This is a genomic window from Sphingomonas oligophenolica, from assembly GCF_006438955.1.
Lineage (GTDB): Bacteria > Pseudomonadota > Alphaproteobacteria > Sphingomonadales > Sphingomonadaceae > Sphingomonas > Sphingomonas oligophenolica_A.
On record NZ_RCZK01000006.1, the window covers coordinates 229,348 to 247,192 of the forward strand.

Consider the following 17,845-nt stretch of genomic DNA (forward strand, 5'->3'; position numbering starts at 1 on the left):
TTGTTCGAAATAGTAGTGCTAAGCTTTGCGCATGAACGATGCGGGGGCAGCGATCGAGGGGGCCGATCGCGACGACGGGGCTGGTACCAAGCGGTTTCGCGCGAAGCGCGACGCGATTCTGGCGGCTGCGGCGGACGCGATCAACGAACAGAGCGCGAAGGGCATGACCTTCGCTGACGTCGCGCGCCGCGTCGGCCTGAACACCACCAGCGTCACCTATTATTTCAAGCGCAAGGAAGACCTCGCGGCCGCGGCGTTCGAACACACGCTCGACTATCTGCTCGTCATGCTCGACGCCGCGATGGAAGCACCGACCCCGCACGATCGCGTCGCGCGCTTTCTCGCGCTGAACTTCGCCCGGCTCGCGCGCGTCGAGCGCGGCGAGGAACGCGCGATGGCGGTGCTGTCGGACCTTCGCGCCACGGTCGAGCCCAATCGCACCCGGTTGATGAGTGGATGGCGCGAGGTATTCCGCCGCACCCGCAATTTGTGGGGCGACGCGCCGACCCGCGCGCACACCGATCTGTACGGCGCGCGCGCGCACGTGCTCCTCGAAAACACGTTCTGGATGTCGGCCTGGCTCCAGCGCTACGAACCTGATCAGCACGCGCGGTGCGAGGCGCGGCTGATGGGCGTGTTCGCGCACGGCATCGCCGCCACCGGATCGAATTGGGCACCGACCATGCTCGATCTCGATCATGAAGAGACCGAGCCGAGCCGGTCGGCGTTCTTGCTCGCGGCCACGCGGCTGATCAACGAACTGGGCTATCGCGGCGCCAGCGTTCAGCGGATCGCGTCCGAGCTCAACGTGACCAAGGGCAGCTTCTATCACCATCTCGACGCGAAGGACGATCTGGTCCTCGCCTGTTATCGCCGCAGCTTCGACACGATCACCGCAGCGCAACAGCGCGCCGACGAATCGGCGGCAAGCTATTGGCACAGGTTGTCGAGCACGATCGCGACGCTGCTCGAGATCCAGTTCGCGGAGCGTGCGCCGTTGCTGCGGACGACCGCGCTGAGCGGACTACCCCACCGTGAACGCGCCGCGATGGTCGATCGGTCGAACCGCATCGCGCGCCGGTTCGCGGGTACGATCATGGATGGCATCGCCGAAGGATCGTGCCGGCCGGTCGATGCGCTGATCGCCGCGCAAGCGCTGATGGCGCTCCAGAACGCGGCGTTCGACATGCGCAAATGGGCGAGCACGATGCCACGTGACCGCGCGATCGCGATGTACGCCTCGACCCTGTTGTTCGGCCTGTTCGACGATCGCGTGCTTGGCTGATCTTGCGGCGAGACGCGCCGGGGTCTAGGCGGCGCAACAATGCGGTCGGCGTCCTACCAGTCTGGATCAGACCGCCGACGCGCACTGTCGCTGGCGTTGACGATCGCGGCGCATATCCTGATTCTGCTGCTATTGTTGCGGCTCGGCCCGGCGTTGCCCGATTTCACCCGACCCGAAGCCCACCCCTTGTCGACCTTCGATGTGATCCCCGCCCCAACCCGGCAGCCACGCGGCGCGAAGAAGCCAGCGGTCAAGCGCGCCAGCGGCGGTGCACCGCGCAAGACCGCGCCGTCGGTCCAGCCCCCCGCCGCCAGCACCCCGCCACCCCCACCGCCGCCGATCGTCCTGCCGCACATGCTCTCACTGTTCGAAGCGGGCGATATTTCGAAGCTTCCCTCGCACCCTGGGGATCGTGCGGGCGCCGATGCAGGAGACGGCAGCAGCGCCGGCAAGGATAGCGGATCGGCCTATGGCCCCGGCGAAGGCCCGGGCGGCGCGCGGCTCTACAACGCCGAATGGCTGACCGAACCGGCCCGCAGCCAGACCGCGCCCTATCTGCCCGCCACGATCGAACAGGGCAGCTGGGGGATGATCGCCTGCAAGACGATCCCCGACAATCGCGTCGACAATTGCCGGTCGCTCAGCGAAAGCCCGCTGGGTTCGGGCATTTCGCGCGGGCTGCGCGAGGCGGCGTGGCAGTTCCGGATTCGGCCCCCGCGGATCGGGGGCAAACCGGTGATCGGCGCCTGGGTCAAGATTCGCTTCGACTTCACCCGGAGCGGCGACCCCTTGGTGGGTGGCCGCCGCGGCTAGGCTGCGGCACGCTTGAGCAGCACGCCCGCACGCCAGTAATGGAAGATCGCCCAGGGCGTTACCCCGGCCATCAGCACCATCGCCCACCGCAGCGATTCCGCGCCCAGCGACGGACGCAACGCATCGCTGATGACGCCGATCGCGAGTGGGCCGAGCCCTAATCCGATCAGGTTGATCACCAACAAGGTGACCGCCGCCCACATCGCGCGCACGCGGATCGGGGCCAGCCCCTGAATCAACGCGAAGGTCGGCCCGAGATAGCTCGACGCGAACAAATACTGGAACCCGTAGGCGACGATCGCGACCGTCGGCGAATCGGTCAGGAAGAAGATCAGCGTGAACGGCAGCGCGCAGCATTTAAGGATCGCCACCATCCAGCTTTGCGCATGAAGGCCGTAGCGCTTCGACACCCAGTCGGCGAGCCGCCCGCCCATAATACCCGAAAACCCCCCGATGATCGCCGCCATCGGTGCCACCACCAACGCGACCCGTTGAATCGAGAAGCCGAGCGAGCGCTGCAGATAGCTCGGTCCGAACGCGGTCAGCGCATAGCCGATCAACGACGTGATCGTGACGGCCATCACCAGATGGAACGCGGCCCGGTTGCGCCACATTCCGACGAACGCGGACCAGGCACCCGGCATCGGGCTCTGGTCGGCGGCGATCTGCGCATCGGACATACCGCGCTTGGGCTCGACGACGAACAGGCGAACGACGACGGCGAGGATAATCCCCGGAATGCCGACCAGGATCATCGCCCAGCGCCAGCCGAAATAGTGCGCGATCGTACCGCCCAGCATCGTGCCGAACCCGCCCCCCAGCACGACCCCGGTCGCGTAGATCGCCATCGCGCTGGCGCGCTTTTCGGGCGGGTAGAGATCGGCGATGATCGAATGGCTCGGCGGGCTCGACCCCGCCTCGCCGACCCCCACCCCGATCCGGAACGCGAGCAGCTGGACGAAATTCTGCGCCAAACCGCACAACGCGGTCATTCCGCTCCAGATCGCGAGCGCGATCGCGATGATGTTGCGGCGGTTGGTCCGATCCGCGAGCCGCGCGACAGGTATCCCGAGCCCGGCATAGAAAACCGCGAATGCGAGCCCCGACAGCATGCCGAGCTGCGCGTCCGACAGATGCAGATCCGCCTTAATCAGCTCGAGCAGGATCGCGAGAATGTAGCGATCCATGTAGCTGAAGAAATACACCAGCGTCAGCAGCAACAGAGTGAGCGTGCGGCGCCGTGCCGCCAATGTCTCGCCGATTTCGGGATGGCTGTCGGCGATACCATTCATACCCATACTCGCTTTTCGAAAACAAAGGCCCCGCCGCGAGCAACCTCGCAGCGGGGCCAGACTCGGTCAACCAATTGTTGGCACCACCGCGTCGATCGTCAGAATTTCTGGGTGAGTGCGCCCTTCAGCGTGAAGCCCAGCGGCGATCCGGTGAACGGATCGTAATTCTGGTCGAGCCGCGCGAACGGCGGATTACGATCGAAGATGTTGAGCGCGGAGATCGACAGGGTAGTCCCGGTCTTGAGTGCCAGGCGGAACGTGGCGTCCATCGTCTTGTAGGCGTCGATGTTCTTGCCCGCGGTGACCGATGCGCCGGCGAGTGCACCGAAGTTCGGCCCGAAGATCGCCGCGCCGCGCTGGTCGGTATAGCCATCGATGTAGTTGAACTGCAGGCGAAGGCTCGCGATCCCGTAGTCGGCCTGCGCATACCAATTGCCCTTGATCTCGGGCAGCGGATAGGCGGTGGTCTGGTAGTTCAGAAGACCGACCGCATCGAACGCGGGTTGCACGACGATCCCTTCGACCGTGATGTCCTTGGTCTTGTAATCGATGACGTAGGTGCCATTGGCACCGACGGTGATCGCCCCCGGCCCGACATCGCCGCGCAGGCTGACTTGCAGATCGAGCCCGGAGGTCGTGACATCAGCGCTGTTGAACACATTAGTGCGCAAACGCTGCACGCCGCCAATGCTGCACACCCCGCCGCTGAAGGTGAAGCGACTAACAAGCCCGGCGTAAGCCGGATTGTTGCAGTTCTGGGAACCCGACGCGCCGAACAACGCACTGACGATACCCTGGATCGGTTCTCCCTCGATCGGTCCCTTCAGCTTGTACTTGAAATAGTCGAGGCTGGCGAAGAATCCGCCGGTCTGGACGATCACGCCGCCACTGTACGTGTCGGCCTTTTCGGGTTGGAGGCTGGGGTTGCCGTTGATATCGACCGCGCGGAACGACGAGCCGATGATCTGGAGCGCGGTGAGGTTCCCCGACAGCTGTTGCGCTGGTGGCCCGCGGAAGGTCGAACCCGCGCCCCCGCGCAGCGCCAACCACGGCGTCACCTGGAATCGAGCACGCGCCTGCGGGTTGAAGGTCGATCCGACATTGCCGCCATAATCCTCATACCGCGCCGACAGCTGTAGGTTGAGCGCGTCGAAGATCGGCACCTGCAACTCGCCGAACAGCGCCTTGACGTCGCCGGATACCGAATTGTTGCGATTGGTGCCCAGGAAACCCAGCGCACCCGTCTGCGGCGCGCACGTCGCGTTGGGATTGAGCGGTGAACCTGGGCACGGGTTCTGCGCAAGGTTGCTCGTCGCGTTGTATACGACCGTATAATCGTTCCGTCGATATTGCGCGCCGATCGCAAAGGCGAGATCGCCGCCGGGCAGGCGGATTCCCGTCTTGCCGCTCAGCACCAGCTCGCCAACGTAGAGTTTCGTGTCGTAACTCACCCGCGGCGTCTGGAAGAAATTGTCGATTGTAGCGATGTCGTTGATCAGCCCCGCCCCTGGGGTGAGGTTAAAACCCGCAGGATTGCGGGTCCCCGCGTAATTTGGGTTGGCCACCTTAGTGGCCCCGTTGGCCGGAACTGCGGTCGAGAACGGGTTGAAGAAGGTACAGCCGTTGGTGCCAGCGAGCGTGGCGAGCTGTGCAGCGCTGAGCCCCGCGCGGGACGCGGTCGAGGCGTAGGCGCAATTCGGCCCGCCAAAGCCCGCCAACGCGTTCTGGAGCAAATCACCGAACGTATCGGTCCCCTCGCTGTCGCGATAATATTGCGAATAGGTGCCGCTCGCGGTCAGGTCGATGCCACTGGTGACCGCATAGCGAAGCTCGCCGGTAAACCGAATCGAATCGGATTCACGCTTCGAAAACGCCGATCCACGATCGTTGCCGGGAACCTGCGCAAACACTGGGTTGCCGCCCAGCAGCGCCGGCCGGAACAGCACCGGAAAGGCGATCGCGGGCGCGAGCGGTACGCCGTTTGCCTGCACGCAGCCGGATGCCGCACCGTAGAGTTGGCAATAGTCGCGGAGCGCGGGCGAATAGGTCGGGATGACGAAGAGCCCTGCGCCCCCGCTTGCGGCGTTGGCGGATGGCGGCAGCGTCGGCAAATACGTCGGCGATGTCGTGATTCGCGTCGAACTATGCCCGTACAGCGCGGTCGCGGTGAACTTCAACTTGTCGGTCAGGTCCGCCGAGAAATCGAGATACGCCTGGTAGCGATCCTCGGGTTCGACCAGATTGCCGAACTGTCCATAATTGTCGAAACACCGATCAACGGTCGCGGTCCCTGGGCCAGCGGCAGTCGACCCTGGCAGGCTTCGGAACCCGCCAAGCCCCGTGCACCCAAGATCGCGAACGAAATTGCCGGTGCCGCCGAACCCAAAGTTCCCCGGATTGCCGCCACCGGTATACCCGCCCTGCGGGTTGTTGGCATAGGGCTGAACCACGAAATCGCGGTCGGTCGTCCGCAGCTCGGAACGATGCTGATACCCGAATGAGGCGAGCATCCTGAACCCGTTGCCGACATGGCCATAGCTGACCGCGCCGCCGTAATCGCCCTGGGAGCCGCGGATATAGCGATAATCGCCGCTGGCGATGAAGCCTTCCTGATCGGTCCGCGTGATGAAGTTGACGACACCCGCGATCGCATCGGAACCATAGGTCGCCGCCGCGCCATCCTTCAACACTTCGACGCGGCCGATCGCACCGGTCGGGATCAGGTTGACGTCGACGATCGGAATGCCGCCGCCGATCGGCACGATCCGCCGCCCGTTAAGCAGCACCAGTGTCCGCTGCGGCCCGAGCCCGCGCAGGTTGACCGAGGCGACGCCCTCATTGCCCTGGCTGCGGCTGTCGAACTGGTTGGCATCGCCGATGACGCCGTTGGAGGTCGGCAGGTTCTTGAGCAGGTCGACCACCGACGGCGCCCCCTGCTTGGCGAGTTCGTCGCCCGAGATGACGTCGACCGGCGCGGCGCCGTCCTCACGCGATCCGCGGATCAGCGATCCGGTCACGATGATATCGGGGCCCGCCGGGGTTGTGATGACATCCCCCTGGTCGGCGGGCAGTTCGGCTTGGGTTGGGGTCGTGTTGCCACCGACCTGCGCCGCGGCGGGTGCCGCGATCCCGCAGGCCAGCACCGAAAACGCGCATGCGACCAGATAGCGTTGCTTGGACATCACCCTCTCCCTGTTGGGCCGGAACACTGTGCGATTCCGTACCCTTGGCTCGAATAGAGCCGGAGCGGGCGTTGCAGTCAAGCAACAAAACCGTAGCAAAACGCCACGGACACGTGGGTGTGGCGAATTGGCCGCAGGTAATTTTATTACGCTTCGGTCCTAAACGATCATTCGAAAAATGACTCAGTCGGCCGCAGGCTCAATAGTCGTTGAGCCGCGCGAAGCGCTCGCGATGATAGGCGGCGTTCCCCCACATCGCCTCGAGCACCGCGGCGCGCTTGAGGTAGAGGCCCGCGTCATATTCATCGGTCATCCCGATGCCGCCGTGGAGCTGGACCATCTCGCGGCTGACGAGCTTCAGCGTCTCCCCGCCGACCGCCTTGGCGAGACTGACCGCCTGGTCGATGTCGGACCGCCCGGCATCGATCGCCTCCAGCGCCGCCTCGACGACCGATCGCATCAGTTCGAGTTCCGTGAACTGCTTGGCCATGCGGTGTTGCAACGCCTGGAAGGTCGACAGCGGTTGCCCGAATTGAACGCGGGTCTTGAGGTAATCGTTGGTCACCGCGAACGCCTGTTCGGCCATGCCGAGCATCTCGGCAGCTAGCACCGCGGTCGCGCGGTCAACTATCTTCTGGGTCAGGTCAGTCCCGCCCAGCCTCGTCGCGGGCGCGTGGTCGAACACGATCTGCGCGTGGCTGCGCGCGTCGGCCATCGTGCGGCTGTGGCGGGTGACGCCCTCGTCGCCTGCAACGAGGTAGAGCCCATCAGCAGCCGCAACAACGAACAGGTCGGCGCTGTCGCCCTCGGCGACAAACTCCTTGGTCCCGCTGAGCTTCCCATCGGCGACCGCGGTTGCAATCGTGGCGGGATCGTGGACCGGACCTTCGTCGATCGCCAGCGTCGCGACCGCGTCGCCGGTCGCGATCTTGCCGAGCCAGTCGTTCTTCGCCGCGTCCGACGATCCCATCGCGATCGCGGTTGCCGCGGGGCCGACCGACGCCAACGGCGAGGCGGCAAGGTTGCGCCCGAGCTGCTCGACGACGAGGCCGAGCGACAGATAACCGAAATCCGATCCGCCATAGGCTTCCGGCACGACGATCCCGCCCCAGCCCATCTGGCCGATCTCGCTCCACGCCGCGCTGTCATAACCCTCGGCAGGCGCAGCGTTGCGCATATTGCGGAACGCGGTGACCGGCGATTCATTGTCGGCCCATTCGCGCGCCATGTCGCGGAGCATCGTCTGTTCTTCGTTCAGGACGGCCATCTATCTTGTTTCCTCATCGAAAAAGGCGGGCGGGGGTCCGTCACTGCCGGCCCCCGCCTCTTCCCTCTCTCCAACCTCTATTGGTGATCGAGCATCCCGAGGATGCGCTTGGCGATCACGTTGTTCTGGATTTCGGTCGACCCGCCATAGATCGACACCGCCTTGCCCCACAGCCAGACCCGGGTCTGGTTGATCTCTTCGGAACTGAAACCCTCGCCTTCCCAGCCGAGCCCGTTCATCCCCATGATCTCGACCCCCAGTTCGGCGCGATCCTGCGTGATCCGCGCGCCGACGTTCTTCATGATCGAGGTCGCGGCGGATGGCCCCTGGTTCGACTTGGCGTCGAGCGCCGCGCGCCGCAGCGTCAGCGCGAACGCGCGCTGGTCCATTTCGTGACGGATGATCCGGCTGCGCAGGTCGGCATCCTTGATCCGACCGTGCTCATCGGCGCCGCGGTATTGCTTGGCGAGCGCGGTGATCCCGTTGCCCGCGTTCATCCGCGCGGCGCTGCCACCGCCGCCCGACAGGCTGTTGCGTTCGTGTTGGAGCAGACGCGTGCCGATCGTCCAGCCCTGCCCCTCCTGTCCGACCAAATTTTCCTTGGGCACTTTCACATTGGTGAAGAACGTCTCGCAGAACGGCGAAAAGCCCGAGATGAGGTTGATCGGCCTGACCTCAACCCCCTCGGCGTGCATGTCGTCGATCAGCAGGAAACTGATCCCGGCGTGCTTCTGCGATTTGTCGGTGCGGACCAGCGCGAAGCATTTGTCCGCCCATTGCCCGCCGCTGGTCCACGTCTTCTGACCGTTGACGAGGTAATGATCGCCCTTGTCCTCGGCGAAAGTCTGGATGTTGGCGAGATCGGACCCCGCATTGGGCTCCGAATAGCCCTGGCACCAGCGCACGTTCCCCATCGCGATGTCGGGGATATATTTCTGCTTCTGCGCATCGGTGCCATATTCGAGCAGCGTCGGGCCGAACATCATCACGCCCATCCCGCCGATCGGATTGAACGCACCGGCCCTGCCCAGTTCCTCGTTCAGCACGCGCGCTTCCGCCGAGGTCAATCCGCCGCCGCCATATTGCTGCGGCCAAGTCGGGACGCCCCATCCCTTTTTACCCATCGCAGTGCGCCAAGCAGTTTCATCGGCGCTCTCGTCGGCCGGGCCCTCGATCGTCGCCATCGCGTTGCCCGCATGTTTCAGCGCGGGAGGAAAATTGGCCTCGATCCAATCACGCGCTTCATGACGGAAGGTATCGAGCGGTTTGGTCGGCGCATCGAGTTCGGCGGCGGTCGCCATGGGGGGTTCTCCTGCAATCTCGAATCTGAATTTCCGGTATGGCTACCAGCCTTGCCACGATTCGGCCGCGCTGCAAAGGGCCGCTCGCGATCCGGTTGGCCTGGATCGGTTGGTGGGTGAACGGGACCGGCCGCTAGTGCTCATGCCCCGGTCGCCGCGACATGCCGACGTCGAGGTGCGACCCCGCGTCGAGCACGAGAATCTCGCCCGTGATCACGCGACTGACCGGATCGAGCAGCATCTCGATCGGCGCCGCGATGTCGTCGGGGCTGGTCGCGAACCCCATCGGCACCCGGCTCGCGATCCGCTCGTTGAGCTTGGCGAAGCCTTCCTCTCCCAATCGCTTTTCGAACCAGCCGGTGCCGACATAGCCCGGCGCGACCGCATTGACCCGGATCGCGGGTGCCAGCACCCGGGCGAGGCTCTTGGTCATCGTCGCGAGCGCACCCTTCGACACGGCGTAGGCGACCGACGATCCGATCCCGAATTCGCCCGCGACGCTCGCGACGTTGACGACCGCGCCCATGTCGCTCGCGCGCAATGCGTCGGCGCAGCCACGGATCATCTGGAACGGCGCGATCGTGTTGAGTCGATAGATGTCGATGAAATCCTCGGCGTCGAGCGCGTCGAGATCCTCGTGATTGGCGAATTTGGTGCGCCCGGCATTGTTGACTAGGAAATCGATCCGTCCGAACGCCTCGGCCGCTGTCTTCGCCAGCGCGCGGCACGCCGAATCCTCGACGATGTCCGCCTGTACCGCGATCGCGCCCTGTCCGACCTCGGCGGCGAGCGCTTCGGCATCGTCCTTGCTCGATGCGTAGTTGATCACGCAATGCACGCCCCGCGCGGCGAGCCTGCGCACTACCGCGGCGCCGATCCCGGTGCCGCCGCCGGTGACGATGGCGACCGCGCCGGTCATCCGGTCCACGGTCATGACTGCGCGCTCGGACGGGCGGTGGCGCGATCATGCCACGCCTTCAGGTGCGGCGCGCCGTCGGGCATCGGAACGCCGACGAAGGCGGCGAAGTCGATCGTCGTCAGCAGCACGATGTCGGCGATGGTGTAGCGTTCGCCATCCAGCCAGTTGCGGTGGTCGAGCGCAGCATCGAATTCGCGCATCGCCGCGACGACACGCGGGCGCTGGCTCTCGCCGAAATCCTTGTACTGATGCGCGACGACGCGCGCCGTGTACGGATGGGTGTGGACCCACACCATCGCGAGTGGCGTCATCAGCCGCAATTCGATCCGGCGGGTCCACATATCGACCGCCGCGATATTCTGCGCGCCGAACCCGAATAGCGGGGGATCGGGGTGCAGCGCTTCGAAATACCGACAGATCGCGACGCTTTCGGTCAGCACGCTCTGGTCGTCGAGCGCGAGCGCGGGAGTCTGCCCCAGCGGATTGACCGCGAGGTACGCATCGCCCTTGTGCTCGCCCGCGGGGATCGAGACCTGCGCCATCGGCACGCGGATTCCTTTTTCGGCGAGGAAGATGCGCACCCGGCGCGGATTGGGTGCGGGCATCGCACTATCGTAGAACAGCATCGGGCTCTCCGCCTTTTGGTTTTTCGAATGTTGCGTATGGCATTCGCCGGGACGTTCGCCTAGCGCTGTCGGCATGACGACCGCCACCGATATGCTCGCGCGCGATTTCGCGACCCTGCCCGACCTGATCGCCACCCACGCCCGCGACCTCGGCGCGAAAACCGCGGTTGCGGACGAGGACGGTAGCATCAGCTATGCCGATCTCGACGCCGCGATGGACCGTATCGCCGCGGCGCTACAGCGCGACGGAATCGCGCCCGGCGCGGCGATTGCCATCGTCGCGGCGCCATCGATCGACTATGCCATCGTCTTTCTCGGGGCGTTGCGCGCGGGGGGCGTCGCCGCGCCGATCGCACCCTCGGCGACGCCCGCGTCGATCGCCGCGATTATCGCGGATTGCGGCGCGCCGATCGTGTTCGTCGACGCCGCCAATGCCGCCGCGCTGGCCGGACAGGACATCGCGGCGCGTATCGTCGAATTCGACCGGACCTTCGCCGACTGGATCGCCCCAGAAGGCGCGACCCCGGCGGCGGTCGCGATCGATCCCGCGGACGGCTTCAACATCATTTACAGCTCGGGCACCACCGGCACCCCCAAGGGAATCATCCAGAGCCACGCGATGCGCTGGTCGCACATATCGCGCAACGCCGCGGCGGGGTTCGGCGAGGCGGTGACGATGATCGCAACCCCGCTCTATTCGAACACGACGCTAGTCAGCTTCCTGCCGACCTTGGGGTGGGGCGGCACCGTGGTGCTGATGAAGAAATTCGATGCGCACCGCTATCTGGCGCTCGCAGAGCGCCATCGCGCGACGCACACGATGCTCGTCCCCGTGCAATATCAACGGATCATGGCACTCGCCGATTTCGACACATTCGCCCTGTCGAGCTTCCGCCTCAAGACCAGCACCAGCGCACCGTTTTCGGCGGCGCTCAAGGCGGATGTGCTAAAGCGCTGGCCCGGCGTGCTGATCGAATATTACGGCATGACCGAAGGCGGCGCGTCGACCGGGCTCAACGCCACCGAACACCCGGACAAGCTCCACACCGTCGGCGTGCCGTTGCCCGGGCACGAGATGCGGCTGATCGACGACGATGGCAACGAGGTCACACCCGGCGAAATGGGCGAGGTCGTCGGGCGGGGACCGACGATGATGACGGGCTATCATGGCCGCGCGGAGGCGACCCGTGACGCCGAATGGCACGACGCCGACGGCAACCGCTATATCCGTCATGGAGACGTCGGGCGGTTCGACGACGATGGCTTCCTGATCCTGATGGACCGCAAGAAGGATCTGATCATCTCGGGCGGGTTCAACATCTACCCCACCGATCTCGAATCGGTCCTGGCAGGGCATGAGGCGGTCGGCGATTGCGCGGTCGTGGGGGTACCGAGCGAAGCATGGGGCGAGACCCCGGCCGGCTTCTACGTGGTCCGCCCCGGCTTCGAACATGAAGATGCCGGCGCGATCATGGCGTGGGCCAACGCGCGGCTGGGCAAGACTCAGCGGCTGGCGCAGCTCCACCGCATCGACGAGATGCCGCGCAGCGCGATCGGCAAGATCCTCAAACGCGAACTGCGCGATTCGCTGGCAGGAATGGTGGCATGACCAGCCTCAAAGCCGCCCTCGATGCGCTCGAACCGATCGACGGCGGATGGCGCGGATCGATCCCCGACGGCTGGCTTCAGGGGCGCACGGCCTATGGCGGATTGTCGACCGCGCTCGCGCTTCATGCTGCGCAGCATTCCGACGCGGATCTGCCCCCGCTGCGGTCGGCGCAAGTCGCGTTCATCGGGCCGCTGTCAGGCGACGTCACGATCCGCGCGACGCGGCTGCGGCGCGGGCGCAATGCCGCCTGGGTCCAGGCCGATGTCGCAAGCGAGGCAGGGCTCGGGCTGCGCGCGACGTTCGTCTTCATGGGCGCGGTGGCGTCCGCGGTCGATCATCAGGTCGGCGCGGCACCCGATTTTCCGCCGCCTGCCCCGGACACGAAGATCTATAACGGTTTCCCCGGCGTCTCCTTCACCCGCAATTTCGACTTGCTCGACCGACGCGACGAGCTCGGCCCGACCGAATGGCTCCGCTGGGTCCGTCTGTCCGACCGCGACGGGCTCGATCGGATGGTCGAGCTGGTCGCGATTGCCGACTGCCTGCCCCCTGCCGCGCTGAAGCTCGTTGGCGGCCCCGCCCCCGTCAGCTCGATGACGTGGCAGCTCAACCTGCTCGGCCCAGCGCCGGTCACGACCGACGGCTGGTGGCTGCTGCGCGCCGCCACCGACTATGCCAAGGATGGCAGCTCCAGCCAGACGATGGCGATCTGGAATACCGATGGCACGCCGATCGCGGAGCAGATTCAGAGCGTCGCGATCTTCGCCTGACCGTCTGCGACATGTTGCGACATTTCTGTGCGTGGCTGACATAGATCGGCGACAGCGCGCGGTCATAACCGTCATCGTCCGGTCGGGATGTCCCCTGCCGTCACGGAGACTGTTTCCATGCGTAAGACCATTTTGATCCTGTCGCTTGCCGCCTCCGCGCTCGGCGCTACGGCGTGCAGCGCGCAGGCGACCCAGACCAACCAGACCAACCAGGCCGATACCGCCGAGCACGGCCATGGCCATCGCGGCGCGATGATGATGCGCGCCGATACCAACCGCGACGGCGTCATCACCCGCGCCGAGGCGATCGCCGCAGCCGATGCGCGCCTCGATAAGCTCGACACCAACCATGATGGAACGGTCACCGCCGACGAGATGGCAGCGCGACGCGCTGCGATGCGCGAACGGATGGCGGCGCGCGGCATGACCCTGCCCGACGGCGCGACGCGGGGCATGGGTCGTCACCGCGATCGCGATGGTGATGGCATCATGACCAAAGCGGAGGCGGAGGCGCACGCCGCCACCCGCTTCGACCGGATGGACGCCAACCACGACGGCAAGCTCGACAAGACCGAACTCGCCAACCTCAGGGAAATGCGCCACCTTCGCCACGACAAGATGCGCGGCGGCGACATGCCCCCGCCGCAACCCACCGACAATCAGTGACCGCCACGCCGGGCGGGATACCCCTACCCCGCCCGGCACCCCCGCCTCTTCTCACCAGGCCCCGCCATGCTACAGCCAGACGCCATGGGAGATCAGCCGCACCTGCTGCTCGTCGACGACGAGCGTTCGATCCGCGAGCCGCTGGCGCAGTATCTGACCAAACAGGGTTTTCGCATCACCCAGGCGGGCGACGCCGAAAGCGCGCGGACGCGGCTCGCCGCCTATGCGATCGACCTCGCCATCGTCGACATCATGATGCCCGGCGAAGACGGCCTCAGCCTGTGCCGCCACATCGCCGCGACCAGCGACACTCCGGTGATCTTGCTCACCGCCAAAGCGGAGGAGACCGACCGGATCGTCGGGCTCGAAATGGGCGCCGACGATTATGTCGTGAAGCCGTTTTCGCCGCGCGAACTTGCCACCCGCGTCAAGGTGGTGCTGCGCCGCCTGACCGCGGGCGGCGCGCGCCAGCATGCGCCCGAAAGCGGCAGCTACGCCTTTGCGGGCTGGGTCCTCAAGACCGGCGAGCGCGCGCTGATCGATCGCGACGGCGTGTCGGTGCCGCTGTCGAGCGGCGAGTATAATTTGCTGCTCGCGCTGGTGACCAGGCCCCGCCAGGTGCTGACGCGCGATCAACTGCTCGACCTGACCCAGGGACGCGAGGCCGCGGCGTTCGATCGCGCAATCGACAACCAGGTCAGCCGCCTGCGCAAGAAGATCGAACTCGACGTCCGCAACCCCGATATCATCAAGACCGTCTGGGGCGGCGGCTATACGCTGGCCGCCGAAGTGACGCGCTTGTGAGCTTCGCCCCATGAGCGTCGTACCGTGAGGCTCTGGCCGCGCAGCCTCGCGGGACAGATGGCGCTGCTCGTCGCGCTCGCGCTGTTCGTCGCGCAGGCGATCAATTTCGGGCTGCTGCTCCGCGAACGCCGCGCGTTCCTGCTCGAACAGGTGACCGGCCCCGCGATCACCCGCGTCATCGACGCGATCGAGCGCACCGCGCAGGGCCGCGGGCCGGTGGCCGACCGCGGCCGCGTCCGCCGCCTCCCCGTCAACCCGGTGACGCCAGCGATGCGCGCGCAACCGTCGATCGAGGCGGCGCTGCGCGAGGGGCTCGTTGACAGCGGCGTCGCGGTCGGGCGGATCGCCGCCGGCGTCCATCCGATGGACCCGCGCCACCGGCCGTTTCGTGGCCTGCGCGGTCGTCGTGCGGAACGGTTCGCGCGGGTGACCGACGAGCTGCTGATCGCGGTCGAACAGCCGGGGCAAGGTTGGCTGGTCGTCCGCTCGCCATGGCCGCGCCGCGACCTGTCGCTGATCTGGCGGCTGATCGGCCAAACGCTGATCCTCTACGGCATCGTGCTCCTCCCGGTATTGTGGATCGGGCGGCGCATCTCGCGACCCCTCGCCGAATTGACGCTGGCCGCCGAACGCTTCGGTCCGGGCGATGGCGGCGAGCCCGTTTCTGAAAGCGGCCCGCACGACGTCGTCCGGCTGATCGCGGCATACAACGCGCTGCGGCTGCGCGTCGTCGCGATGCTCGACGAAAAGGACCGCATGCTCGGCGCGATCGGGCACGACCTCCGGACTCCGCTCGCGGCGCTGCGCGTCCGGATCGAATCGGTGGAGGACGAGACCGACCGCGCCCGGATGGCGGACACGATCGCGGAGATGAACCGGACGCTCGACGACATCCTGTCGCTCGCCCGGCTGGGCCGCCCGAGCGAGGCGCTGATCGAGACAGACCTTGCCGCGCTGGTCGACGCGGTGGTCGAGGATTTCCGCGATCTCGATGCCGATGTCACCTTCGTCGATGGCGAACGATTGCCGATCCGGCTGCGCCCGTCACTCATGCGGCGCGCGGTGCGCAACCTGATCGAAAACGCGATCAAATATGGCAAATCGGCGGTGGTACAGGTCACGTCGTTCGCGGACCGGATCGAAATCAGCGTGACCGATCGGGGTCCGGGAATTCCCGAAGACAAGATGGCGGCGGTGTTCGACGCGTTCACCCGGCTGGAGACATCGCGCAATCGAGAGACCGGCGGAATCGGCCTCGGGCTGGCACTCGCGCGCGCGATCGTTCGGGAAGCCGGGGGCGACGTTCATCTCGCCAACGCGCCCGCTGGCGGACTGATCGCGACGATCACGCTCCCGCGCGCGCGCCAGTCAGGTTAATCGGCGCGCCGTCCGCGCTGTCGGGCCGCCTGTTCCCCCGCCGCGATCAGCCGCCGCCCGGTTTCGATCGCCGCGTCGCTGGTCATCGCGATCGCGACGCCGTCGGGACCATCGAGCATCACCGTCCCGGATTCGGCGACGGCGACACCCGGCATCGTCTCGGGCACGATCGGCTTGATAGGGTCGGACACGTCAGCGCTCCTGTGCCGCGGGGGGGTCACCGTACAGATAATCGGGGTCGAATTCGGCGAGCCGCGCCAGCCGCACCGGGTCGGCGATCTCCACCGCCCCATGGCGAAACGACATCAACCCATCCTCGCGCAACCGCCGCAGCGTGCGATTGACGTGGACGCCGGTGAGCCCGGTGGCCTCCGCCAGGTCCGCTTGCGTCAGCGGGAGCGTGAACCGATGATCCTCGGACAGCCCCACCATCGCCAGACGAGCGTCGATTTCGCAGAAGAAATGCGCGACGCGGCCCACCGCCCCCAGCCGACCCAGCCGGAATATCCACTCGCGATGCATCGCGGCGTCGAGCAACGTGGAGTACCAGAGCATGCGCGTCAGATGCGGGCTGTCCGTGCCAATCCGCGCCAGCGTCTCATGCTCGTAGGTGCCGATCTCGACGGGTCCCAACGAGGCGACATCATGATCGAGCCGCTTCATCGGAAACGCATGAAGATCGACGAAATCGCCCGGGACATGGAGCGCGACCAACTGCCGGTGGCCCTCGCGATCATCCATGTATCGGCAGATGTAGCCCGAGATCAGATAGGTGCTGACATTGATGTATTCGCCGCGCCGAACGATCGCCGTGCGCGGGTCCACCGTGCGAGTCCTGCTCATGGCCGAATCCAGCGTGACCAATTCAGCTCGAGACATGCGATCTCGCCCGCGGCCAGCCAGGAACCGATAAGTGATCAGGTCGGTCTCGGCTGTTCCGGCGCCACCCTGACCGCCCGACAGCGATGCAACGACATTCCCGCTCATATAAGCCCAACAACCTCGTGCCGGCTTGGTTCCGCCCGCGAAACGATCACGGACCGTCACCCCAGGCCAACCGCACGTTCACGGCGCAGGTCGACGCACTCACCAAGCTACGCAGCAGCGGCAAGCAGGTCGTCGAGCATCGCCACGTCTATGTTGCCGAAAGAGGGTAAGCCATTGTCGCAGAGCAGTTCCACCACCACGGGGGGTCCGGGACGGACCTTTCGCCACTCAACCCCATGAACAAGGCGCACGCGGCTCCACGCTGCTTAGCCAAAACAAGGGCGGGAACGGCGTGCCAATCCCCGGCGATGAAGGGGCGAGCGCGGTGCAGGCTACATAGGGGAAAGGCGAGCGGGGCACCGATGGGTAATAGGAACGCGTGGAAGCACGGGGCGCGATCTGGTGAGATGGCAATGATCCGGGCGCTGGTGCGGTCCCTGACCGAATAGCCGAGCGTCCAATGTCGCAGTTACGCGCGCGCTAGTTTCCCTCACCATCGCGCACGCGCGCGAGACCGTCTTGATACCGGCACGGTGGTTGCGCCAGTCGTGACGATACGGTCACACGTCAACCGTTGCGACATCGTCACAGTTGACGGTCACTGAAACGCTACGCCACATAAGCTTCCTGCTGGATGGACGCACGGTGTGAGAGGTGGCTCCGGTCGTCTGCACAGGCTCGCGGCTTGGATAAGTGGATCGCCGCTGGTTGATCATGCCGCTGCGAGAAGCGGCTGGTCGAAGTATATCTGGTCGGGCGTGCGGCCGCCAAGAGCTGAGTGCGGCCGGATGCCATTATAAAATGCGAAGTATCGGCCGATGCCGGCGCGGGCCTCGGGGACCGATGCGTAGGCGTGCAGATATACCTCCTCGTATTTCACCGAGCGCCAAAGGCGCTCAACGAACACGTTGTCGCGCCAGCAGCCCTTGCCGTCCATACTGATGGCG

The 17,845-nt window shown here is 65.8% G+C and carries 17 protein-coding genes; 8 read left to right on the forward strand and 9 right to left on the reverse strand.

From position 1 onward, the window contains the following. The first annotated feature begins 31 nt into the window (after positions 1-31). Positions 32-1,285 (forward strand): TetR/AcrR family transcriptional regulator, encoded by a 1,254-nt coding sequence (locus EAH84_RS09890; RefSeq protein WP_140871381.1) that lies wholly within the window; start codon positions 32-34, stop codon positions 1,283-1,285. 39 nt (positions 1,286-1,324) lie between these two features. Next, positions 1,325-2,098 carry a hypothetical protein gene (locus EAH84_RS09895; protein WP_140871384.1) on the forward strand — a complete coding sequence of 258 codons (774 nt, stop codon included), beginning with the start codon at positions 1,325-1,327 and terminating at the stop codon, positions 2,096-2,098. On the opposite strand, the gene EAH84_RS09900 is transcribed toward EAH84_RS09895, so the two are convergent. The 6 genes from EAH84_RS09900 to EAH84_RS09925 form a co-directional block, all read right to left on the reverse strand. Then, entirely contained in the window at positions 2,095-3,390 is a 1,296-nt protein-coding gene (locus EAH84_RS09900; protein ID WP_140871386.1) for a spinster family MFS transporter, read from the reverse strand. The two genes, EAH84_RS09895 and EAH84_RS09900, sit on opposite strands and share 4 nt — an antisense overlap. Positions 3,391-3,488: 98 nt before the next feature. Continuing rightward, positions 3,489-6,572, reverse strand: a complete 3,084-nt coding sequence (locus EAH84_RS09905) for a TonB-dependent receptor plug domain-containing protein (protein WP_140871389.1) — start codon at positions 6,570-6,572, stop codon at positions 3,489-3,491. A 199-nt stretch (positions 6,573-6,771) separates the two neighbouring features. Next, positions 6,772-7,839, reverse strand: coding sequence for an acyl-CoA dehydrogenase family protein (locus EAH84_RS09910; protein ID WP_140871392.1), 1,068 nt, complete (start codon positions 7,837-7,839; stop codon positions 6,772-6,774). Positions 7,840-7,916: 77 nt separating this feature from the next. Then, positions 7,917-9,140 (reverse strand): acyl-CoA dehydrogenase family protein, encoded by a 1,224-nt coding sequence (locus EAH84_RS09915; RefSeq protein WP_140871395.1) that lies wholly within the window; start codon positions 9,138-9,140, stop codon positions 7,917-7,919. 133 nt (positions 9,141-9,273) lie between these two features. Further along, entirely contained in the window at positions 9,274-10,074 is an 801-nt protein-coding gene (locus EAH84_RS09920) for an SDR family NAD(P)-dependent oxidoreductase (RefSeq protein WP_140871398.1), read from the reverse strand. Beyond that, entirely contained in the window at positions 10,071-10,685 is a 615-nt protein-coding gene (locus tag EAH84_RS09925; protein WP_140871401.1) for a glutathione S-transferase family protein, read from the reverse strand. Before EAH84_RS09925 ends, EAH84_RS09920 begins: the two co-directional genes overlap by 4 nt. A 73-nt stretch (positions 10,686-10,758) precedes the next feature. Between EAH84_RS09925 and EAH84_RS09930 the strand changes: the two genes are divergently transcribed. From EAH84_RS09930 to EAH84_RS09950, 5 genes are all read left to right on the forward strand, one after another. Continuing rightward, entirely contained in the window at positions 10,759-12,294 is a 1,536-nt protein-coding gene (locus EAH84_RS09930; protein ID WP_140871404.1) for a class I adenylate-forming enzyme family protein, read from the forward strand. Beyond that, positions 12,291-13,064 carry a thioesterase family protein gene (locus EAH84_RS09935; protein ID WP_140871407.1) on the forward strand — a complete coding sequence of 258 codons (774 nt, stop codon included), beginning with the start codon at positions 12,291-12,293 and terminating at the stop codon, positions 13,062-13,064. Before EAH84_RS09930 ends, EAH84_RS09935 begins: the two co-directional genes overlap by 4 nt. Positions 13,065-13,181: 117 nt before the next feature. Beyond that, on the forward strand, positions 13,182-13,730 hold the full coding sequence (locus EAH84_RS09940) for a hypothetical protein (RefSeq protein ID WP_161978374.1): 549 nt from the start codon (positions 13,182-13,184) through the stop codon (positions 13,728-13,730). 84 nt (positions 13,731-13,814) lie between these two features. Continuing rightward, positions 13,815-14,534, forward strand: a complete 720-nt coding sequence (locus EAH84_RS09945; RefSeq protein WP_140871459.1) for a response regulator — start codon at positions 13,815-13,817, stop codon at positions 14,532-14,534. Positions 14,535-14,591: 57 nt separating this feature from the next. Beyond that, positions 14,592-15,911, forward strand: coding sequence for a HAMP domain-containing sensor histidine kinase (locus tag EAH84_RS09950; RefSeq protein ID WP_140871462.1), 1,320 nt, complete (start codon positions 14,592-14,594; stop codon positions 15,909-15,911). On the opposite strand, the gene EAH84_RS16095 is transcribed toward EAH84_RS09950, so the two are convergent. Both EAH84_RS16095 and EAH84_RS09960 read right to left on the reverse strand, forming a co-directional pair. Further along, positions 15,908-16,102, reverse strand: a complete 195-nt coding sequence (locus tag EAH84_RS16095) for a hypothetical protein (RefSeq protein ID WP_140871413.1) — start codon at positions 16,100-16,102, stop codon at positions 15,908-15,910. The genes EAH84_RS09950 and EAH84_RS16095 overlap by 4 nt on opposite strands. 1 nt (position 16,103) lies before the next feature. After that, complete coding sequence (locus tag EAH84_RS09960) at positions 16,104-16,832, reverse strand: Crp/Fnr family transcriptional regulator (RefSeq protein WP_170209855.1); 729 nt, start codon at positions 16,830-16,832, stop codon at positions 16,104-16,106. Between the two features lie 302 nt (positions 16,833-17,134). Here EAH84_RS09960 and EAH84_RS16620 point away from each other — a divergent pair, with 302 nt between their 5' ends. Continuing rightward, the gene (locus EAH84_RS16620) at positions 17,135-17,347 is read left to right on the forward strand and encodes an HGGxSTG domain-containing protein (RefSeq protein WP_425326453.1); all 213 of its coding nucleotides are present in this window, start codon (positions 17,135-17,137) and stop codon (positions 17,345-17,347) included. A 263-nt stretch (positions 17,348-17,610) separates the two neighbouring features. Here EAH84_RS16620 and EAH84_RS09965 read toward each other — a convergent pair. Next, positions 17,611-17,845: integrase core domain-containing protein (locus tag EAH84_RS09965; RefSeq protein ID WP_140867210.1), on the reverse strand; the 235-nt coding region annotated here is incomplete at its 5' end.